The 20,895-nt window shown below is 53.8% G+C and carries 15 protein-coding genes, 3 tRNA genes, 1 pseudogene and 1 riboswitch; of the genes and pseudogenes, 12 read left to right on the plus strand and 7 right to left on the minus strand.

Annotated features, from left to right (window positions below; all coding sequences use genetic code 11):
- Positions 1–151 precede the first annotated feature (151 nt).
- Positions 152–1,645, plus strand: coding sequence for a hypothetical protein (locus UF64_RS12785; RefSeq protein WP_044828892.1), 1,494 nt, complete (start codon positions 152–154; stop codon positions 1,643–1,645).
- 120 nt (positions 1,646–1,765) lie between these two features.
- The gene (locus UF64_RS12790) at positions 1,766–2,203 is read left to right on the plus strand and encodes a MerR family DNA-binding transcriptional regulator (protein WP_044828893.1); all 438 of its coding nucleotides are present in this window, start codon (positions 1,766–1,768) and stop codon (positions 2,201–2,203) included.
- A gap of 79 nt (positions 2,204–2,282) precedes the next feature.
- On the opposite strand, the gene UF64_RS12795 is transcribed toward UF64_RS12790, so the two are convergent.
- The 6 genes from UF64_RS12795 to UF64_RS12820 form a co-directional block, all read right to left on the minus strand.
- Positions 2,283–4,973, minus strand: coding sequence for a bifunctional acetate--CoA ligase family protein/GNAT family N-acetyltransferase (locus tag UF64_RS12795; protein WP_044828894.1), 2,691 nt, complete (start codon positions 4,971–4,973; stop codon positions 2,283–2,285).
- A 238-nt stretch (positions 4,974–5,211) separates the two neighbouring features.
- Complete coding sequence (locus UF64_RS12800) at positions 5,212–5,529, minus strand: hypothetical protein (protein ID WP_044828895.1); 318 nt, start codon at positions 5,527–5,529, stop codon at positions 5,212–5,214.
- Between the two features lie 70 nt (positions 5,530–5,599).
- Positions 5,600–5,675, minus strand: a tRNA-Asn gene (locus UF64_RS12805).
- Positions 5,676–5,967: 292 nt separating this feature from the next.
- Positions 5,968–6,043, minus strand: a tRNA-Asn gene (locus tag UF64_RS12810).
- A 4-nt stretch (positions 6,044–6,047) separates the two neighbouring features.
- Positions 6,048–6,121: transfer RNA gene (locus UF64_RS12815), tRNA-Cys, on the minus strand.
- 177 nt (positions 6,122–6,298) lie between these two features.
- On the minus strand, positions 6,299–8,740 hold the full coding sequence (locus UF64_RS12820; RefSeq protein ID WP_052657625.1) for a methyl-accepting chemotaxis protein: 2,442 nt from the start codon (positions 8,738–8,740) through the stop codon (positions 6,299–6,301).
- A 412-nt stretch (positions 8,741–9,152) separates the two neighbouring features.
- Here UF64_RS12820 and UF64_RS12825 point away from each other — a divergent pair, with 412 nt between their 5' ends.
- The 10 genes from UF64_RS12825 (at position 9,153) to ribB (ending at position 20,630) form a co-directional block, all read left to right on the plus strand.
- Positions 9,153–9,806 carry a protein-L-isoaspartate O-methyltransferase gene (locus UF64_RS12825; RefSeq protein ID WP_044828896.1) on the plus strand — a complete coding sequence of 218 codons (654 nt, stop codon included), beginning with the start codon at positions 9,153–9,155 and terminating at the stop codon, positions 9,804–9,806.
- A 40-nt stretch (positions 9,807–9,846) separates the two neighbouring features.
- Entirely contained in the window at positions 9,847–10,170 is a 324-nt protein-coding gene (locus UF64_RS12830; protein WP_044828897.1) for a rhodanese-like domain-containing protein, read from the plus strand.
- 144 nt (positions 10,171–10,314) lie between these two features.
- A complete protein-coding gene (locus UF64_RS12835) occupies positions 10,315–11,667 on the plus strand; it encodes a TolC family outer membrane protein (protein WP_044828898.1) in 1,353 nt (450 codons plus the stop codon).
- Between the two features lie 119 nt (positions 11,668–11,786).
- Positions 11,787–12,422 (plus strand): DUF2497 domain-containing protein, encoded by a 636-nt coding sequence (locus UF64_RS12840; RefSeq protein ID WP_044828899.1) that lies wholly within the window; start codon positions 11,787–11,789, stop codon positions 12,420–12,422.
- 90 nt (positions 12,423–12,512) lie between these two features.
- Positions 12,513–15,179: a valine--tRNA ligase gene (locus UF64_RS12845; RefSeq protein ID WP_044829030.1), complete on the plus strand. Its 2,667-nt coding sequence runs from the start codon at positions 12,513–12,515 to the stop codon at positions 15,177–15,179.
- Positions 15,180–15,384: 205 nt separating this feature from the next.
- Positions 15,385–16,785 (plus strand): aminodeoxychorismate synthase component I, encoded by a 1,401-nt coding sequence (pabB, locus tag UF64_RS12850; protein WP_044828900.1) that lies wholly within the window; start codon positions 15,385–15,387, stop codon positions 16,783–16,785.
- Positions 16,782–17,396 carry an aminodeoxychorismate/anthranilate synthase component II gene (locus tag UF64_RS12855; protein ID WP_044828901.1) on the plus strand — a complete coding sequence of 205 codons (615 nt, stop codon included), beginning with the start codon at positions 16,782–16,784 and terminating at the stop codon, positions 17,394–17,396. Before pabB ends, UF64_RS12855 begins: the two co-directional genes overlap by 4 nt.
- Positions 17,381–18,238, plus strand: coding sequence for an aminotransferase class IV (locus UF64_RS12860; RefSeq protein WP_044828902.1), 858 nt, complete (start codon positions 17,381–17,383; stop codon positions 18,236–18,238). Before UF64_RS12855 ends, UF64_RS12860 begins: the two co-directional genes overlap by 16 nt.
- 56 nt (positions 18,239–18,294) lie before the next feature.
- On the plus strand, positions 18,295–19,572 hold the full coding sequence (locus UF64_RS12865) for an EAL domain-containing protein (protein WP_044828903.1): 1,278 nt from the start codon (positions 18,295–18,297) through the stop codon (positions 19,570–19,572).
- 104 nt (positions 19,573–19,676) lie between these two features.
- Positions 19,677–19,829, plus strand: a riboswitch (FMN riboswitch).
- Positions 19,830–19,961: 132 nt separating this feature from the next.
- The gene (gene ribB / locus UF64_RS12870) at positions 19,962–20,630 is read left to right on the plus strand and encodes a 3,4-dihydroxy-2-butanone-4-phosphate synthase (protein WP_044828904.1); all 669 of its coding nucleotides are present in this window, start codon (positions 19,962–19,964) and stop codon (positions 20,628–20,630) included.
- Positions 20,631–20,666: 36 nt separating this feature from the next.
- On the opposite strand, the pseudogene UF64_RS20555 reads toward ribB, so the two are convergent.
- A pseudogene (locus tag UF64_RS20555) lies at positions 20,667–20,895 on the minus strand (IS110 family transposase); the annotation flags it as partial.

The following is a 20,895-nucleotide window of genomic DNA, read 5'->3' on the forward strand; positions in this document are numbered from 1 at the left end:
TAAAACACTTCATACAAAAGTGCAAAAGGTATGAATCTTTTTATGTGATCCGTCCCACTGGGGCTCCAGAAATGGCCTTTTCAAAACAACAGACTTGGCCGCTGGTTGTTTTGCGTTATGGTTTTGCAATCAAAAACAGGGAAGGCGGGTTATGGAACTTGTTTACGTATCAAGTGACGGGCAGGACCACTGGATTGACGCAAAATTGCGTTCGACCCTGACCCTTGATCAGGCGATTGCGCAAAGCCAACCGGGTCAGATGATCCGTATGATTGCGGGCGACTATTGCTTTGCGAACCCGCTTCGCTTCCCGCGCAGTGGGACGGCAGATCAGCCGATCATTGTGCGCGGTGAACCTGATGCGGTGTTTGATGCCGGAAAACTCCCCGATCCAACCGTTTCCGCCAGCAATCCGGGTCGTGACGGATACGCGGTTTTTCAGTTGATTGATGTTGCGCATATCCGCCTGGAACTGTTTACCATCAAGCGGGCCTGGCCAAGTGCAGTTTATATCGAAAACAGCCATGACCTGACGTTTCGCGATCTTGATATTGCCGAGGGCACCTATGCCTTTTACGCCAACGGCGAACAGACATGGGGCATCTCGATCTCCGATTGCCGCTGGGTACAGGACCCGAATATCTGGCGTCAGATTCGCTGGGATGAAATTCACGACGGCAAGGATGAAGACGGCAACGTTATCAAGGTCAAATATCGTTATCTGAACGGTGCCTTCTTTGGATCGGATGACATTATCGGCGATGTCGAGATCATCCGGAACGATATCTGTGACTGCTATAACGGCATTCGGATGGACGTTTCCAGTCACAATTTGGATGCACCAGTCGGTAGCTTTAACCGCGATGTCCGGATATTTGACAACCGGTTCAGATATATCCGCGACAATCCAGTTGAACCGGAAGCCACAGCGGTCGGTTGGTGGATCGGCCGCAACCGGTTTTACAATTGCCACAAGCTGTTTTCTCAGGACGGGGTACGCGGCGGGTTTTGGTATTATTTCGGCAATATCTGCTGGTTTGATAGCCGCCCGGGCCCGGAGGGCGATGAATATAACGGCGGAGCCGTTTTCAAACTGGGCAAGGGTGGTTCGGTTCCCCAGCCTGATTACGTTTCAAACTGTTTCCACAACAGCTTCTTCCTGCGCCAGAAATATATCAAGAAGGGGACAACGCGCGGGCTCACCAATGCGCGCAACGCGATTGAACATGCTGATCCCACCAAATTGCCCGAAGACCTGATGCCACTTGATCAGACCTTCTTTGGCCCGGCAGACAAGCTTGACTTGTCTTCTGATGGGTCGTTGCCGGTTCTGTTTAAAGGCGATCTCGTCAACCATCCGACATATCCGGATGTGTTTGATCCTTATAACGGTGTTTTGAGCGATCCACGGGCATCAAGCATTCCGCTATTTGAAGATGGGCTGGGTGGGCGTTTTGATCTTCGCCCGGAACATCGCGAGGGGTATTGCGAAAAGTTGCGCATTCCGATGCCAGATGGCAGCACATGGAAATGTGATCGCACATTCTGGCCCGGTGCCATCACAGACGGGGACATCTTTGCTGGCCCGGATTATGTGCCGGTTGATCTGGGTTACATTCGCGGTCTGCCGAGTTGTGATGACTAAAGCGACGCCATCGTAACGCACCACACCCGCTGTTATGACCTTACGTATGCGTAAAGTTGTTGACTGGGCTGTCGGAATGTTGCGATGGTGACGCACCGCATTCAACAAACAAGAAAAACCATGAACAACAAGCTTTATAGCATCACCGAGCTGGCCGAAGAATTTGATATCACGCCGCGTGCAATCCGGTTTTATGAAACCAAAAACCTGTTGGCACCGCAGCGTGCCGGGGCAACACGCGTTTATAATTACCGTGATCGGGCGCGGCTGATGCTGGTCCTGCGCGGCAAACGTCTTGGCTTCTCGCTTGAGGATATCAAGGAATATATCGACCTTTACGACGCCGATCGCAGCCGGACAGAACAGCTCGCGCACCTGATGCTGGTCGGGCGCCGTCGGATCGAGGAGCTTGAACAGCAGCTTGAAGACGTGCAGACCACCTTGCGGGAACTACGCGCGATCGAGAATGAAGCGATTGATTCGCTGCGTGAAAAGGGGATTGACCCCGAAAAGGCCGTTTCCGATATCAAGGCCAAGCTGGTCGCAGAAACCGCCTAGACTTCAAAGACAGACCCGTCAGAATGCAAAAAGCCCGGCGATATGCCGGGCTTTTGTTGTCTGACGGTGATGACGCGGTCTATTCCAGATCACGCTGCAAGGGCAGGGTGACTTCGAATACATCCTCATCAGCGATGAACTTCCGGCTGAAGCCAAGGCTTTCGCACAGCGTTAGCATCCGACGGTTGTTCGGCAGAACCTGACCAATAAAGGTCTCGGTGCCTTTGCGACGGCAGAATTCGATCATTTTTTCCATCAGGATACGGCCAAGACCGCGACCCTTGATGTCCGAACGCACCATGATGGCGTATTCAGCCTTCTCGTTGTTTGGATCAATCACGACCTGAACAATGCCGTGGAATTCGACTTCTTCGTCCCCATTCATGAGAATGGCGAGGAACGCCATGTCGCGGTCGTAATCAAGTTGCGTCTGACGGGCCATTTCCGAATGCGGCAATTCACGAACGGAACCAAAGAAGCGGAAATGGATGTCTTCGGGCGTCAGGCGTGACATGAACTCGTAGTGGGCCGGCTCATCTTCCGGTTTGATCGGACGCAGCAGATAGGTCGTGCCATCATCCATCACCACTTTTTCTTTCAGGTGGCGCGGGTACGGATGAATGGCCAGACGGTTTTCATCGCTGATCACCTTCGGCGTTACCTTGATGCGGGCATCAAGGGCAATCACGCCTTCGCGGTCGGCCAGAAGTGGGTTCATATCAAGTTCAAGAACTTCGCCAAGCTGCACAACCAGCTGCGACAGGCGCACCAGTGTCATGTAAAGCTCTTCAAGGTTGACCGCCGGTACATCGCGGTATCCTTGCAGAAGTTTATGAATGCGTGTGCCTTCGACCAGTTCGCGGGCCAGCTTCATGTTAAGCGGCGGCAGGGCCATGGCACGGTCGCGGACAACCTCGACCTCGACACCGCCATGGCCGAACAGAATGACCGGGCCAAAGATCGGGTCTGTGGTCATGCCGACGATCAGTTCACGTGCGCCGGCGCGTTTGACCATTTCCTGTACGGTAAAGCCGCGCAGGCGGGCTTCCGGGAACTTTTCACGGATGATGCGTTGCATCTTCTCGGCCGCAGCCCGGACTTCTTCACCGTTTTCAAGGTTCAGGATCACGCCACCGACATCGGATTTGTGGCTGATGTCATCAGACAGGATCTTGAGTGCCACCGGACGGCCGATCTTTTCGGCCTTGGTCACTGCATCCTGCACATCAAGGGCGGCAAAGGTCTTGACCGTGTTGATGCCAAAGCATTCAAGAACCGATTTCGCTTCCGGTTCGGTCAGCATGTGGCGGCCGACATGGATGGCCGAATGAATGATGCTGCGCGCCTTGTCGATATCCGGGGTGAAATCGTGCGGTACCGATGGCGGTGTTTCCATCAACAGATCTTGCAGCTTGCGGAAATTGACCATGTGCTGGAAAGCTGCAACCGCGTTTTCCGGCGTACGATATGTCGGAATACCTGCGGCATAGAACATGTTGCGGGCTTCGGCCACGGTGGCTTCACCAACCCAGTTGGTCAGGATGTTCTTTTTGCTGCCCTTGATGGTGTCAATCACGCCTTGCGCGACTTCAACCGGATCGGTAATCGCAGTCGGGGCATGCATGACCAGCAGGCTGTCGATGTTTTTGTCTTTCAGGACCGCATCAATGGTCTTGGCATAGCGTTCACCCGGTGCATCACCAATGATGTCGACCGGATTGGCATGCGACCAGGTCGGCGGAAGGACTTCGTCCAGTGCTGCGATGGTTTCGTCTTCAAGGTGTGCCAATTGGCCCTGACGTTCGATCAGGGCATCAACCGCCAAAACACCAATCCCGCCGCCATTGGTCACGATGCCAAGCTTGTCACCACGGAACGGCCGCATGCGCGACAGCGTTTCGGCGGCCGAAAACATTTCACTGACGGTATACACGCGTAGAACACCGGCCCGTTTGATCGCGGCGTCAAAGACATCATCGGCCCCGGCAAGGGCGCCAGTATGCGAAGCTGCCGCTGCGGCACCCTCGGCAAAGCGACCGGACTTGATGCACAGGATCGGCTTGTTGCGTGACGCAGCACGGGCGGCAGAGATGAAGCTTCTGCGTTCGTGGATCGACTCAATATAAAGCATGATCGCGCGGGTATCAGGATCGGACCCGAGATAGTCGATCACATCGCCGAAATCGACGTCATCGCATTCACCCAGCGAAATGAAGTGCGAAAACCCGATTCCGCGTGCAGCAGCCCAGTCAAGAACAGCGGTGCATAGCGCGCCGGACTGAGAAACAAACGCAATCTTGCCAGGCCCGATGCTTTGATGACTGAAGCTGGCATTAAGGCCAATGCCCGGCACCATCAGACCCAGACAGTTCGGGCCAAGCAGGCGGATCTTTTTCGAGGCCGCAATATCAAGCATCGCCTGTTTAACATTGCGTTCTTCGTCATATTGTTCGGCACTAAGGCCCGCGGTCAGAACGATCGCGGCAAGGCATCCTTTTTCCGCCAGACATTCCATGACCGGGACAACGCCCTTGGGCGGCACACAGATCACGGCAAGTTCCGGAACCACCGGAAGGCTGTTGACGTCCGGATAGGCCAAAACGCCGCCAATCGACTGACTGCGCGGGTTCACCGGCATGATCGGGCCATCAAATCCACCTGCCAGCAGGTTTTTCATCAGGACACAGCCAACAGAATGCGGGCGATTGGACGCGCCAATCACGGCTACCGATTTCGGTTTAAAGAGATGATCGAGGTTGATTGTACTCATCGCCAAATTGCGCCTTGTCCTGTGTGGGCGGGGCCGGGGTTTGGCCAATTCGCCCTATATGGTGATGCATGCGCCGGTTTGTCAGCACAGCATTCATGATGCAGTGCGGTATTTTAGAGCGATGCCAATTATATTGATTTGTTGTGCATCAATAAAGCACTGCCACCACGAAGTTTTTATGGCAGTGCTATGCGGCAAAATTTGGGGATAGTTGGCAGAACCGGGCAGGCGGCCTTGATCAGTGGACGTGCCCGTGATGGCCTTCCTCGTCAAAGCGCTCCGATTCCTCGAGCCAGGCTTCAACCTCGGACTGGGATGACATGGCCAGCGCAATTTCAAGATCACCCTTCACATGGGCAAGGCTGTCAAACATCGGACACCAGCCAAAGGCCTGAATGCGCGGATCTGTGTTTGATGAAATCGTAAACAGTTCACCGTCAATCGGATGGACCATCCCATGAATGGCGCCGCTGTCACCAACAATCAGCCAGCCAAGGGTGGATCCGGACAGGGTGGCGAGTTCGACTTCGCGCAGTTCGATCTTGACGGTTTTCATGGCGCAAACATCCGTTATCTGACGTTCAAAAGCAAAAGGGACCGAACATCACGTTCGGTCCCTTTTTAATTGGCTCCGGCAGCAGGACTCGAACCTGCGACCCAATGATTAACAGTCATTTGCTCTACCAACTGAGCTATGCCGGATCAGGCGTTGCGCGTCTTCCGATGCGCGTGGCAGGTGTATAATCAAACAGTCCGAAGGCCGCAAGACCTTTTTTGCGAAAATCCGGCCAAAATCGCGTCTTTTTTCAACATGGTCACCTCCTGCTATCGACAGGCGGAATAGTGCCCTGGGGCATTTTCCAAATGGTTGAATTTCACTACGGTTAACACGTTGCCATTGATGACCGGGGAGGGCTGCACGCACTGTTGAATGTGTGGGAATAAAATTCTGCCCCAAAAGCAAAAACCCCCGGAACTGAGTTCCAGGGGTTTATGGCTCCGGCAGCAGGACTCGAACCTGCGACCCAATGATTAACAGTCATTTGCTCTACCAACTGAGCTATGCCGGATCAGTGGAGGCGCGAGCCGGAATCGAACCGGCGTGCAAGGATTTGCAGTCCTCTGCGTAACCACTCCGCCATCGCGCCTTCGCGTTGGCTGGAGCGGTGTATAGCCTCAACAAACATAGCCCGTCAAGCACCCAATTTTACATTTTTCCGAAGGCCCGAAGATTAGGCGCATGAAAAAGAAAAAACCGTCCGGGAAATTCTCCCGGACGGTTGTAATGGCTTAGACGTTTTGGCTGTCGATGGTCGCCAAATGAGTTAAGTGCTCGTTTTACCAAAGCGTTTTTCAAGCCAAAGTTTCAAGCGTTCCTCACGGATATTACTTGGCGCGAAATCGAGGTTGGCGATGGTATCAAGAGCGTGCTCGACCTCGAACGGGATGGTCGTGTTTGGCCCTTCAATGGTAATTTCACCCTTGACGCCCTTGGCCACTGGCTCGTTGAGTGAAACCTTGGTCCCACCGGCTGAAATGTCGATGGTCTGACCGCGGATCGATTTCCCGCCAACTTTTACCGTCACTGCAAGCTGTGCATCAAAACGTGGGTCTTTGCGGCGGTTGACCTCCGGAGTTGCCGTGCGAACGATTCTAACAAGGCTGGTGCGCAGTTCAGCGATGCTTGCATCGACTTCTTCGGCGATCCGGTTCATGTCGGCCGCGCGGGTAAGGTTGTCTTGTGCTTCGGATGCAACATGACCAATCTTTTCGGTCACTTCGTTGGATGCTTCGGCCGTCTGGACAACGTTACGGGCAATTTCCTGTGTCGCGTCATCCTGTTGACGGACATTGACCGCAACGTTTGAGGCAACCTCGTCAACCTTGCGGATGCTTGCTGTCATTTGCTGCACGGTGGAAACCACCGAGCCGGTAACATTCTGGATTTCTCCAAGCTGACGGGTGATTTCCTCGGTCGATTTTGCGGTCTGGTTGGCAAGGTTTTTAACCTCCTGCGCAACCACGGCAAAGCCTTTGCCCGCATCGCCGGCACGGGCCGCTTCAATGGTGGCGTTCAGGGCCAGAAGGTTGGTCTGGGCTGCGATGTCGCCGATAAGTTCTGCGACTTCACCAATGCGATCAACGCTATCCTTAAGCGACGTCACAGTCTGTTCGGCACTCTGGCCAGCCTGATTGGCTTCTGCTGTCAGGGTCGTTGCTTCCTCGATCTGGCGGCTGATTTCGCGGATCGATGCGGCCAGTTCTTCGGATGCGCCGGATACGGTTTCGGCGTTTGCCAAGGCTTCGTGGGCGGCAGCCGCAACACTTTCAGAGTTCTCCGACACACGTTCGGACGATCCGGCCATGTCACCAGCCGCTTCGTTCAGGCGACGCGTCTGATCAATGATCGACTGAACAACCTTTTGCAGTTCTTTCTCGACAGTTTCGGCCAGTCCACGCAAGGCGCCGATACGCTGGGTATTAGCCTTGGCTTCGTTTTCATCACGTTCCAGACGGTTATAGGCCAGTTTCGCATGCAGGGCGCGAAGCTGCTGGGTCAGGGGCTTGAAGTCCGGCATTTTGGGAAGTGGGATTAGGTAGGCAGAATCATTTCGTGCCATCGCTTCAAAGTGATTGCCCATTTCATCAAGCGGGCGGCGGAACTTGCGGATCAATAGGACCCCGTAGGCCAATGTCAGAACCGCGGCAGCAAGAAGGATTGCAGCTGTAACCGTGGCAGCAATGTAGAACGCGCTACGGGCATTGGTGACTTGATCCCCGACAATCGCGTTTTGAACGACCGAAAGGTTGCCGATCTGTTCGGTTAAGGGATCGATCGTCTGATAGAGTTCGTCCTTTACCAAGGCATCAAGTGCAGATGTATCTTTGGCTGCAAATATAGCACGCAGCCGGCCGATCAACTCGTCTGCTGGAGGGATAAGATCCTGCACTTTCTGGATTATATCGGCTTCTTCTGGATCGATGTCGCGCGCAAAATATATTTCGAGGTTCTCTTTGATGCGTTTTTCCGCAAGGTCAATGCTATCGATACCCTCTTGCCAAGTGAAGTTGCCATTACGCACCTTATGCGATGCATCAACGACAAAGACGGCATAATCATCGGACACCTGCTTGAGAAGGTTTAGCGGTTTGACCCGGTTTTCATAAACACTCTCTAGTGCTTTCTCAGTCTGAAACTCACTATATAGCGCGTAGCCACCAATCAGAAACATGAGGGCGAGCAGTGTGCCGAACGCAAGCGCGAGAGATCCCTTGATGCTGGCAAAGAAGCCCTTGATCTTGGAAATTGCACTAGTGTCAATGATCTCACCAAACTCAAGACCTATATCTTTCGCTTCACCCTTGCGAATGTCAGCATAAACTCTCTCAGCGTGTTTCTTTTCTGCCGCTGTTGGTTTGGTTCGGATTGAGATGTAGCCAGTAACCTCGCCGTCTTCGATTGTCGGTGTTACATTCGCTCGGACCCAGTAATGGTCGCCATTTTTGGCTCGGTTCTTAACAAGTCCTTGCCAAGGCACACCGCTTTTAATGGTCTGCCATAAATTGGCAAAGGCTTCCTTCGGCATATCTGGATGACGCACCAGATTGTGCGGAGAGCCGACTAACTCCTCATCGCTAAAGCCGCTAATATCGACGAAGGCTTTATTCGAAAACTCGATACGTCCCCCAGTGTCCGTTTTCGAGACAAGGATATCCTTGTCGTCCATTTCAACTTCGCGATTGGTGACAGGACCATTATCACGCATGACAGGTGTTCCCCTAAATTGTATCGTATTGCGTCAAATCGTGGTGCATGGACGCCAAGCAAGAAGGCAAAGCGTTTTATTCAAGTGATGCTTGTGTTTAGATTGTGAATATATACATAGGTATAGTCTCGTATTGTGGTCGTATAAAATGCTTTTTGTTGTAAGTTCTAACTCCCTGATTTTGACAAAGTTGTCATTGATCTGCTGCAAACCGGGTGAAATTGCTTCGTCGCGACATCGCGCGCAGGTCAAAAGAACAGAAAATCCACGCTCAAAGAGGGGTTTGCGCTTGATCCGTGGTTGTCAGGTGCTTAAGTGCCAACTATAAACAGGGCAATTGCCGTAGCCGTCTTTGGGGACAACTAAGGGGACTGCGGTCTGTTTCTCGCGAGAATTTTCAGGTCAGATAATCATGGATTACCAAATCGCGCGCCATAACATGGTGGAAAATCAGGTTCGGACCAACAAGGTTACCGATCCGCTGGTCATCGCAGCGATGGAAGGGGTTCCGCGCGAACTGTTCCTGCCCGAAGGCAAGCGGGGTGTCGCCTATATTGACGAAGATATCGCAGTTGGCGGCGGTCGTTTCGCCATGGAGCCGATGGTAATCGCGCGTCTTATGCAGAATGCCGAAATCGCCGAGACGGGTGTGGCTTTGGTGATTGGCGCTGGCTACGGATATTCCAGTGCGCTGATTTCGCGCGTTGCGGAAACGGTCGTGGCCGTTGAAAGCGACAAGGAAATGGCTGCTGCTGCCGAAGCGACTTTCCAGGCCCAGAACTTCGACAACGTTATCGTCGTTGAAGGTGATCTGGCGGCGGGCTATGCCAAACAGGCACCTTATAATGTGATTGTTTTTGATGGTGCTGTTGCCGAAGTTCCGGCAGCGATCCTTGAACAGGTTTCCGAAGGCGGTCGTTTGCTAGCGGTTGTCCGTGAGCCGGGCAAGGTTGGTGTGGCACGCCTTTATGAACGTGAAAACGGTGTCATTGGTCATCGTGATCTGTTTGATGCGAACATTCCGTATCTTCCGGGCTTCGAGCCGGCCGAAAGCTTTGTCTTCTGATTTTGCTTTCGGAGTCTAAATGGGCGCGGATTGAGGGTTGATGGTGTTCGATATCAGTTGTGAAGAACTTGCATCGCGACTTGATGACTCAACACCGATTGCCTTGCTTGATGTCCGTGAAGACTGGGAACTGGAAATCTGTGCGATCCGTCAGGCGCTTCATATTCCGCTTTCCGAGTTGTCGGGCAGGGTGGATGAACTGGCGCCTGATGTGCCTCTGGCCATTATTTGTCATCACGGCGTTCGCAGTCGCCATGCTGGCAGGTTCCTTGAGGACCGTGGATTTAAAGAGGTTTTTAATGTTCGCGGCGGTATAGATGCATGGGCGCTTGAAGTTGAGCGCGATATGAGCCGCTACGATTGAGAATGGCAATGACGGCGAAACGGGGCACATTACTTTTTTTTGATGCAAATGCCTCTTTTCTTGGAAAATTTTCCTTCCGTCGTTACCATACGTGAAACTGCGCCGGGGTCGGGACTTGGTGTAGGATTTTACAAGGGTAGATAAATGATCAAACGGTTCTTGCTGACCTGCAGTATTCTGGCGACCGGAGGCATGGTTGCCGGCGGCGCATCTGCAGAAAGTCTGGAAGACGCACTTATCAAGGCGTACCAGAGCAACCCGACACTTGAAGCCGGTCGCGCATCCCTGCGCTCGACCGACGAAGAAATTTCCTCGGCCCTGTCAAACTGGCGGCCGAGTGTCAGCCTTTCCGGTAGTGCTGGCGTCCGTGACTACGAAACTGAAGTCAACGGCACCAAAACCGATAACAGCCTGACCCCTTATACGGTTGGTCTGGATGTTACCCAGCCGCTTTATCGTGGTGGCCGTACGACTGCAGAAACCGAACGTGCAGAATCCCGCATCAAGGCAGCGCGCGCGTCGCTGCGCTCGACCGAGCAAGACGTGATGCTGCAGGTTTCAACGGCCTATTTCAACGTTCTGCGGGATACGGCGGTTGTCGAGCTTAACCAGAACAACGTTCGCGTTCTGGAACGTCAGCTTGAAGCAACGCGTGATCGCTTTGCGGTTGGTGAAGTGACCCGTACCGACGTCTCCCAGGCCGAAGCCCGACTTGCCGGTGCAAAGGCTGATCTGATTTCGGCACAGGGTGCCTTGGCCAATACCCGTGCGCAGTATGAGCGCCTTGTTGGCAACCCGCCGAGCGATCTTGAAATTCCGAACCCGCTTGCGGGTCTGCCGACCAGCATTTCTGATGTCCTGTCGATCGCACAGGGTCAGCATCCGGACGTTCTGCAGGCGGTTTACACCGAAGAAGCAGCACAGTCTGACATTCGCCTGAGCGAAGGTTCGCTGTATCCGGAAGTCAATCTGGCGGCTGGTGTTGAACGTGCACACGAATCCTCGACCGAGGATTTCACTGCAGACAGTGCAGACATTATCGCGTCGGTTTCGATCCCGCTTTATCAGCAGGGTGCTGTTTTCTCGAACGTGCGTTCGGCCAAACAGACTGCCGGTCAGGCGCGCATTCAGATTGATGAAGCACGCCGTGCAGTGATCGAGAACGCAACCAGTGCTTGGGAAACGCTCGTAACGGCGCGTGCAAGCATCGAATCGCAGCAAGCACAGGTTTCATCGGCCGAAGTGGCCCTTGACGGTGTTCAGCGCGAAGCATCGGTTGGTTCGCGTACCGTTCTTGATGTGCTTGATCAGGAACAGGAACTGCTGCAGGCACGTGTGGACCTTGTGGGTTCACGTCGTGATGCCGCGGTTGCCGAATTCCAGGTGAAGGCTGCCATGGGCGCGCTCAATGCGCAGGTCCTCGGTCTGCCAGTCGAAATTTATGACACTGAGTCCAACTATAATAAGGTCAAGGGCCAGTGGTGGGGAACGGATTGATTTGTTGATGGTCGGGGCAGGGTGATGACACCCGGCCTTCGGACTTGGGTCGGATCGGTCTGGTTAAATGACACTAGTGCGGAAGTTTAATTATGAGTGACGGGCAACAAGAACCTTCCATGGAGGATATCCTCCAGTCCATCCGCAAGATTCTTGCCGATGAGGGGGATGAAGAAAAACAGGAAGCTGCTCCTGAACCCGAACCGACGCCAGAACCAGAACCAGAACCGGAACCCGAGCCAGAACCTGAGCCGGAACCGGAACCTGAGCCCGAACCCGAACCAGAAGAAGAAATCGACGAACTCGTTCTGGACGAAGAGCCCGAGGAACTCGAGTTCGATGACGAACCCGAAGAGCTTGAGCTTGACGAGCCGGAAGAAGAGGAAGAACTCGAACTCGACGATATGCTCGATTTCGACGAGACGCCTCTGGAAGAAGAATTCGAAGAGCCGGAACCAGAACCGGAACCGGCTATGCCAGCGCTCTATGATGACGAGGATGATGACGAACCGCTGATTTCGAATATGACGGAATCGACGGCCACCGGCACCATCTCGGAATTGGCGCAAGCTGTTGCAAAGAAACGCGCAGTTGCCCTTGGTATCAACGCGGGTCATGCAACCCTTGAGGATCTGGTGCGCGATATGCTGCGTCCGTTGCTTAAGGAATGGCTTGACGAAAACCTTCCCTATATGATCGAACGCCTTGTGAAAAAGGAAATCGAGCGGATTGTGAACCGCGCCGAAGACCTGTAGGCGAGCCGATATCGACATTTGAGCGGCGCGCCAACGGTGCGCCGCTTTTTCTTTGTATGAATGATGAAACCCGCAGCGGATCAAAAGACCATGTTGGAGAAGACCTACAACCCGGCCGATGTTGAAGGCAGACTTTACGATAAATGGGAGAAATCAGGGGCGTTTTCCGCTGATCCGGCATCAAGTGCCGATCCCTATGTCATCATGATGCCGCCGCCCAACGTGACCGGCAGCCTCCACATGGGGCATGCATTGACCTTTACGCTTCAGGATATCCTGATCCGTTATAACCGCATGAAGGGCAAAGACACCCTTTGGCAGCCAGGTACTGACCATGCCGGTATCGCGACCCAGATGGTCGTTGAACGCCAGCTTGGTGAACAGAACGTCACGCGCCATGACCTTGGCCGTGAAAAATTCGTCGCGAAAGTGTGGGAATGGAAAGAGCATTCCGGCGGGACGATCACCAACCAGCTGCGTCGTCTCGGTGCATCGCCGGACTGGCCGCGTGAACGCTTCACCATGGATGATGGTCTGTCGGCCGCTGTCCGCAAGGTGTTCGTCAAGTTGCACAAGGATGGCCTGATCTATCGTGACAAGCGTCTGGTCAACTGGGATCCGAAGCTTCTGACCGCGATTTCCGACCTTGAAGTCGTCCAGAAAGAAGTCAAAGGTCATTACTGGCACTTCAAATATCCGATCGAAGGCCGCGATGGCGAGTTCGTGACGGTCGCAACCACCCGTCCGGAAACCATGCTGGGCGATACCGGTATTGCCGTTCATCCCGAAGACGAACGTTACAAGGACCTGATCGGGCAGTACTGCATTCTTCCGATTGTCGGCCGTCGCATCAAGATTGTGGCCGACGAGTATGCCGATCCTGAAAAAGGATCGGGCGCGGTCAAGATTACGCCGGCCCACGATTTCAATGACTTTGAAGTCGGCAAACGTGCTGGTCTTGAAAAGATCAACATCATGGATGATCACGCGCGCATCAATGACGAAGCGCCTGAGGAATACCGTGGTCTGGATCGCTTTGAAGCCCGTAAGCAGATCGTGGCCAAGATGGACGAGCTTGGTTTGCTTGAGAAGATCGAAGACACCGTTCACATGGTCCCGTATGGCGACCGTTCAAACGTCGTGATCGAGCCATATCTGACCGACCAGTGGTTTGTGAATGCCGAAGTTCTTGCCAAGCCGGCGACCGAGGCGGTTGAAGACGGTCGTATCCGCTTTGTGCCGAAGAACTGGGAAAACACCTATTTTGAATGGATGCGCAACATCCAGCCGTGGTGTATCTCCCGTCAGCTTTGGTGGGGCCATCGTATCCCTGCCTGGTTTGGCCCGGATGGCGAGTTCTTTGTTGAAGAAACCGAAGAAGAAGCCATCGCAGCCGCCAAGGCGCATTACGGTAAGGACGTCGAACTGACCCAGGAAACCGACGTTCTCGATACCTGGTTCTCGTCTGGTCTGTGGCCGTATTCGACGCTGGGCTGGCCGGACAAGACCCCGGAACTGGCCAAATACTATCCGGGCGATGTTCTGGTCACCGGTTTTGACATCATCTTCTTCTGGGTTGCCCGGATGATCATGATGAGCATGTATTTCATGGATGGCAAAGTACCGTTCCGTGATGTCTATATTCATGCGCTGGTCCGTGACGAACACGGTCAGAAGATGTCCAAATCCAAGGGCAACGTCATCGATCCGCTCGAGATCATTGATGAATATGGCTGTGATGCGCTGCGCTTTACCCTGACTGCCCTTGCTGCGCAGGGACGCGACATCAAGCTTGCCGCATCGCGTGTTGAAGGTTATCGCAACTTTGCGACCAAGCTTTGGAACGCGGCACGCTTTGCCGAAATGAACGAATGCAAGCCGGTCGATGGCTTTGACCCGGCAAGTGTCAAGTCGACCCTTGGACGCTGGATCGTTGGCAAAACGGCTGAGGCAGCAAAGGCAGTTGGCACCGGTATTGAAACCTATCGTTTCAATGACGCGGCCAGCAGCGCCTATCAGTTCGTCTGGGGTTCATTCTGTGACTGGTATCTGGAATTGGCCAAGCCGGTCCTGATGGGCAGTGACGAGGAAGCCAAGGCCGAAATCCGTGCGGTTACCGCATGGGTTCTTGATCAGATCCTGTTGATCCTGCATCCGGTCATGCCGTTCATTACCGAAGAACTTTGGGATAAAACCGCCGATAGCCGTTCGAAAATGCTGATCGCCGAGGGATATCCGCAGTTTGACGAGTCCCTGATTGACCGTGACGCCGAAGCCGAGGTCGATCTGGCCATTCGCCTGATTGGCGACATCCGTGGTGTCCGTTCGGAAATGAATGTGCCGCCTGCGGCAGAAGTTCCGATCTACCTTGTCGATGCGACCGATGCGATGAAGGCAGCGGTAAGCGCACAGGAAGCACAGGTCAAACGTCTAGCACGTGTTGCCGATATTGCCTTCAAGGGGCAGGGCGACGTTGAAGCCATTGCCAAGGGTGCAATCCAGACCGTGGTTGATGGCGTGACCGTCTTCGTTTCGGTTGCCGATTTCATTGATGTGGCGGCCGAAAAGGCCCGTCTTGAAAAGGAAATCCAGGACAAGACGAAATACATCAAGGCGCAGGAAGGCAAACTTTCGAACGAGAAGTTCGTCAGCCGCGCACCGGAACACATCGTCACCGCCGAAAAAGCCAAGTTGGAAGAAGCCAAGGATACCCTGGCAAAACTCAACGAGGCGTTCGAGCGTATCGGTTCGATGTGATCCGAAATTGATATCTTGAGCAAAAGGCCAACCCATAAAGGTTGGCCTTTTCTTTTTGCCACTCTGTGAAACGCTCACCCGCGCATAAAAACCTTCGCCAGATGACAAAAGAATCGCTTAGATTGGCGTGCCGGATCCTTGATGTGGCTGTAACCCGCACGTTGCTGCGGTTTTGATCCTTTTCCCGCAAGATTGCCTCTGCCGAATGCTGATTGAAGAATGCCCCTATATTGAGCCTGTCGACGCCTATGGCGCCTTTGCCATTTTTGCCGATAGTCACTTTCTGGATTCCGGTGATCGTGACCGGTTCTCCTACATCGTGGTTTCACCGCTTCATAAGCTAACAGCCAAGAACGCGCAGGTGGTGCTCGATGGCTTTGACGTGCCGGGCAATCCGTTTGATGTGCTCGGCGATCTGTTGCAGCGATATCAGATCGAAACAGATCCTGATCTGCCCCCATTCCAAGGCGGGGCTGTGGGCTATTTCGGCTATGAGCTGGCGCATCAAACCGAAGTCCTGCCTGTTGCCGCTGATGACTGGCTTTCCATGCCTGACATGGCGGTCGGGATCTATGATCTGGTGATCGCCTTTGATCAGCATGATCGCCGGATGTGGCTGATCTCGACCGGCATTCCAGAGGCGGCTGGGCCGAAACGGGATCAACGCGCCCATGATCGGATGATGTTGATCCGCAAGTATCTGAAACTTGCCCGTCCGTTGATCGACACACCCGATACTCCGCACGCGCCAAGCATATCGCCGTGGCAATCGAACTTTGACCGAGCCGGATATCAAGCAGCTGTAAAGCGGGTGATTGATTACATTTTCGCTGGCGACATTTTCCAGGCCAACCTGTCACAAAGCTTCCGGGCGGAATTCGCACCAAACGACATTCCCATACGGTTTGATCTTTATCGCCGTTTGCGTGACATCAGTTCGGCGCCGTTCGGGGCGTTTCTGAATTTCGGGGATGTTGCCGTCCTGTCAAACTCGCCGGAACGGTTTCTAAAGGTCACAAACGGACAGATCGAAACCAAACCGATCAAGGGGACAAGGCCGCGCGGCGAAACCCCGTTAAGTGATGCCGAACTGGCACAGGAATTAATGTTGTCGAGCAAGGATCGTGCAGAAAACGTTATGATCGTTGATCTTTTGCGCAACGACCTTTCAAAGGTGAGCAATCCTCACACTGTGCAAACACCAGCGATCTGTGCCTTGGAAAGTTATGCCAATGTCCACCATCTGGTCTCGACCGTGACGGGTGAACTTCAGGCGGATAAAACAGCGATTGATGCATTGCGTGCCTGTTTCCCCGGGGGATCTATTACCGGTGCTCCGAAAATCCGGGCGATGGAAATTATCACCGAACTCGAAGAAACCACGCGCGGTGCTTATTGCGGGGCGATCGGTTATGTCGGGTTTGACGGAACCATGGATACCAACATCGTGATCCGCACGCTGAGTGTGAATGGCGGCAAGATGGCGTTCAATGTGGGCGGCGGCATTGTTGCTGATAGCGACCCGGCACTCGAATACGAGGAAACCCTTGTGAAAGCGGCCAAGATGTTCGAGTTGTTCGGGATCAATGCCGGGGATCTGTCATGATCCTGTTGATTGATAACTATGATTCGTTCGTTTTCAATCTTGCGCGCTATCTTGAAGAACTTGGACATGCGGTCAAGGTGGTACGAAATGACGAGATTACGGGCGAGGGTGTCCGAGATTTGTCGCCAGAGGCCATCGTGTTTTCGCCAGGGCCTTGTGGCCCGGATGAAGCGGGCAACAGTCTTGATCTGATCAATGGTTTGAAGGCAGAGTTCCCGATGCTGGGTGTCTGTCTGGGACATCAATCGATTGCCCAGGCGTTTGGCGGCTCGGTAAAGCGGGCAAAGCGGCCGGTACATGGCATGACATCGCACATCAGCCATACGGGGACAGATTTGTTCGCCGGGTTAAACAATCCTTTGCAAGTCACACGCTATCACTCGTTAATTGTTGATTTGCCAAATGATGGCAGTTTAATCGAAACAGCAACGGGACCGGACGGTGAAGTCATGGCATTCGCCCATGCGACCTTGCCGATTTATGGCGTTCAGTTCCATCCCGAGGCTGTTTTGACTGAACAGGGCCATGCGCTGTTGGCCAATTTTCTGAAACGCGCTTCCGGGAGGGAGCCGACAACGACTAAAGGGACCGGGCAATGCAGGTTTGGATGAACGGCAGTTTTCGTGATCTTGATGAAGCGTCCATTCCGGTAACGGATCGTGGATTTCTTCTGGGGGACGGCTTTTTTGAAACCATGCGTGCCCATGAAGGCAAGATTGCCTGGATTGATGCCCATATGGGGCGCCTCGATTACCACGCCGAACTGATCGAATTCCCGCTCGACCTGTTGCCGGAAACAGAAGAAGTCGAAGAAGTCGTCGCAAAACTGTTTGAGCAAATTCATCGCAAGGATGCGGTTGTGCGCATGACGGTATCGCGTGGCTCGGGCGAACGTGGCTTGCTGCCACCTGGTTCGCCGGATCCGACCATCCTGATTACCGCAGAACCGTTTGAGCCGGTTGATCCTAATATTGGTCTGACGTTGGCGACCTCGCAGAAAGTGCGACGTAATCCGAATTCGGTCGCAGGTAGCATCAAAAGCACCAACTACATGGACAATATCGCAGCCAAGCAGGAAGTGCAGAAATACGGCGCGCAGGACGCCATCATTCTGTCGGCTGAGGGGCACGTGGCCGAAACCACGGTCGCCAACCTGTTTGCTATTGATGGCGAAACCCTCTGGACGCCCGATGAAGACACCGGGATTTTGTGCGGACTTGCGCGCGACTTTATCCTGCAATGGGCCGAAGAAGCAGAGGTCGAAGTCAGTTTCGAGCCAAAGGCACCCGAAGAACTCAAGGAGTTCGATGCGGTGTTTACGGCAAACGCGCTGCAGGGCTTGCGCGTTGTAGATCGCGTCGATGGATACGTGGTCGGGGTACCAGCAAAAACCTTCTTCACCAAACTTGCCCTAATGGTAGAGGCGGATCTATGCGATGGTATAGTGATTTAGGTTGAAATTACCCCTTTCGTGGGGTATTGTCCCGTACAATTCAAACGGGAATGCCTATGAACGCGCACGCCACCAAATCTGCACTGACGATCAACCGCTTTGTCGAAAGCCTGCGCAAACACGCGGCAAACGGCAAGGCGCCGCTATTGGGGATCCTCAACATCCCGGCTGACCTGCGTCTTGGCACTGAGGATTATCAGGCCATTACACGCGACGCCTTTCACAATCTCCCCGAGAACACCAAGGTCTATCGCCTTGAAAATGGCATGGTGGCGTTTGTGCGTGCCGGTAGCTGGAATAATGACGACAACACCTTTGTCGAGCATATCCATGAAATCCTGACCGACGTTATTGACCGGCAGGGTCTTGGGCATATTCCAACGAACCTCTGGAACCGCTTCGAATGGCCCAAGGACGAGGAAAAGCTTGCTGATCTGCTTGGCATTTCCGTGGCCGAGCGTCAAAGCAGTGACGCATCCGTCCGTTTTGATATGGCCGAAATGCTGCGCGGCGCAATCACCACCGAGGCTGTGTTTGATTCCTGCCGACGCCAGGCGATTGTCTGCTTTGATGACAGTCGCCGCGAAGTTCTGGGCCATGAAATCTATTGTTCGCTTGATTACCTGCGCCAGCACCACCTCGCCAGTTTCCTGCTGGAAGGACCGGGGGAGATTGAAATCCTGTCGCGTGTTCTGGATGAGAAGATCATGGAGGTGACGGCATCGATGGCGTCCTCCATATTGCCGGACAGAATACACCTCAACATGCAGATCCAGACGGTGCACAGCGACACGTTCACCGATTTCATTGCCGAGCATGACGGCAAGCTGATCGAAAACATGGCAATCGAGTTTTCGATGGAAAACGCCATTGCGAACTGGTGGGAATTCGAGGATGCCTGCGAATTCCTGCATTCGCTTGGCATTCAGGTCGGTCTGGACCGCATCACGTTGCCGGCACTTGAATTCCTATCGCCGCGCAAAATGAATGTCGATTTCATCAAAGTCATCTGGGATCAGAACATCGTCGGGTCCCGTCGTACCGAAGTGGCAGAACGGCTGCGTGAATTTGCAGCCCTGTTTGCCGACCAGAGCCTGATCCTGACGCGCTGTGACAGCCGGACCGCTCTGCGCATGGGCAGAAGCCTTGGCGTGGACGTCTTTGAGGGCAGCTATATCGATGCGATGCTTGGTGGGTATCTGCATCGGGAATGCAAAACACAAAGCCGGTCATCGGACAAGAAATGCGCTGTTTGCCAGTGGGCACCGCGTGAAGCCCGCAAGAACGGGTGTGATTTCCACTTCCGCGCGGGCAAGCTTCTTTCGGAAATTTAAACCACAAATTTTCAATGGTTTTAAGGTGTTTGACAACGCAGGTGCGCTTTCATAAAGTGCGCTTGTTGATCAATCGTGATCAACGTTTGTCGTTGAAACACGGCGCTTATTCTCAGGGCAGGGTGCAAATCCCGACCGGCGGTAAACCAGTTTTCTGGTAAGCCCGCGAGCGCCCAAAGGTCGCAAGACTTTTGGGGTCAGCAGATCTGGTGAGATTCCGGAGCCGACGGTAATAGTCCGGATGGGAGAGGATAAAGCGTGACGGTGATGACAGGAACGCCTTTGCGTGACTGCTTTGCCGTCTGCCTGCGACCGCAATGTGGCTTTTGCCGCAAAGCGGGCCTTTCTTTGTTGCCCTGGTTCGTAAGCCCCATCCGTAGAGGACGGTTATGAATCAGAGTATTGAAAAACAATCCGATCTGTCGATCTTTGGCGATCCGCATGCGCGCATGGAACGTGCGCTTGAGGACCTGCGTCAGGGCAAGGGCGTTCTGGTTGTTGATGATGAAGATCGCGAAAATGAAGGCGATCTGATTTTTTCCGCAGAAAATCTGACCAATGAACAGATGGCGATGTTGATCCGCGATTGCAGCGGTATCGTCTGTCTGTGCCTGACCGATGAAAAGGCAACAGAACTTGAACTGCCGCCCATGGTCACGGACAACACATCAAGCATGGGGACCGGATTTACCGTCACCATCGAAGCCAAGGTGGGTGTCACCACCGGCGTTTCTGCCGCAGACCGTGTGACCACAGTGAAAACGGCGATTGCCGATGACACCAAGCCAAGTGATCTGGCGCGTCCGGGGCATGTATTCCCGCTGCGTGCACGTCCGGGTGGGGTTCTTGAACGTCGTGGCCATACCGAAGGCACGGTTGATCTGATGCGCCTGGCCGGCTTCAAGCCCGCTGGTGTGTTGTGTGAAGTCACCAACCCGGATGGCACCATGACGCGTCTGCCGGAACTGATCGAATATGCCAAGACCCACGATATGGTGGTGGTCAGTATCGAAGATATTGTTGCCTATCGCAGCGCGATGCAGCAGGCGGCTGAATAAAGCCGCACCTGCGCACGAACAAAAAAAGCAGCGGTATTAGCCGTCAAGTATTAAAGCATAATGGTCACGCATTCTCGCATTGAGGATGGTGACCATTTTTCTGACGACGGCAATGATAGCAACCTTGCCGGGTTTTCCGTTTTCAGTCAGGCGTTTGTAGAAGTCGCGTAGCAGAGGATCGAAGCGTATTGCCGGTAATGCAGCATAGTAAAGAGCATTGCGCACTTCCAAACGTCCGCCGCCAATCATTCTTTTGCCTTGGAAT

Source organism: Thalassospira sp. HJ (assembly GCF_000948415.1).
GTDB lineage: Bacteria > Pseudomonadota > Alphaproteobacteria > Rhodospirillales > Thalassospiraceae > Thalassospira.

Coding starts and splice junctions, on each gene's coding strand:
- UF64_RS12785 (WP_044828892.1), top strand. CDS start 152: ATGGAACTTGTTTACGTATCAAGTGACGGGCAGGACCACTGGATTGAC.
- UF64_RS12860 (WP_044828902.1), top strand. CDS start 17,381: ATGCAGGTTTGGATGAACGGCAGTTTTCGTGATCTTGATGAAGCGTCC.
- pabB (WP_044828900.1), top strand. CDS start 15,385: ATGCTGATTGAAGAATGCCCCTATATTGAGCCTGTCGACGCCTATGGC.
- UF64_RS12840 (WP_044828899.1), top strand. CDS start 11,787: ATGGAGGATATCCTCCAGTCCATCCGCAAGATTCTTGCCGATGAGGGG.
- UF64_RS12845 (WP_044829030.1), top strand. CDS start 12,513: ATGTTGGAGAAGACCTACAACCCGGCCGATGTTGAAGGCAGACTTTAC.
- UF64_RS12855 (WP_044828901.1), top strand. CDS start 16,782: ATGATCCTGTTGATTGATAACTATGATTCGTTCGTTTTCAATCTTGCG.
- UF64_RS12820 (WP_052657625.1), bottom strand. CDS start 8,740: ATGCGTGATAATGGTCCTGTCACCAATCGCGAAGTTGAAATGGACGAC.
- UF64_RS12795 (WP_044828894.1), bottom strand. CDS start 4,973: ATGAGTACAATCAACCTCGATCATCTCTTTAAACCGAAATCGGTAGCC.
- ribB (WP_044828904.1), top strand. CDS start 19,962: ATGAATCAGAGTATTGAAAAACAATCCGATCTGTCGATCTTTGGCGAT.
- UF64_RS12790 (WP_044828893.1), top strand. CDS start 1,766: ATGAACAACAAGCTTTATAGCATCACCGAGCTGGCCGAAGAATTTGAT.
- UF64_RS12825 (WP_044828896.1), top strand. CDS start 9,153: ATGGATTACCAAATCGCGCGCCATAACATGGTGGAAAATCAGGTTCGG.
- UF64_RS12830 (WP_044828897.1), top strand. CDS start 9,847: ATGGTGTTCGATATCAGTTGTGAAGAACTTGCATCGCGACTTGATGAC.
- UF64_RS12800 (WP_044828895.1), bottom strand. CDS start 5,529: ATGAAAACCGTCAAGATCGAACTGCGCGAAGTCGAACTCGCCACCCTG.
- UF64_RS12835 (WP_044828898.1), top strand. CDS start 10,315: ATGATCAAACGGTTCTTGCTGACCTGCAGTATTCTGGCGACCGGAGGC.
- UF64_RS12865 (WP_044828903.1), top strand. CDS start 18,295: ATGAACGCGCACGCCACCAAATCTGCACTGACGATCAACCGCTTTGTC.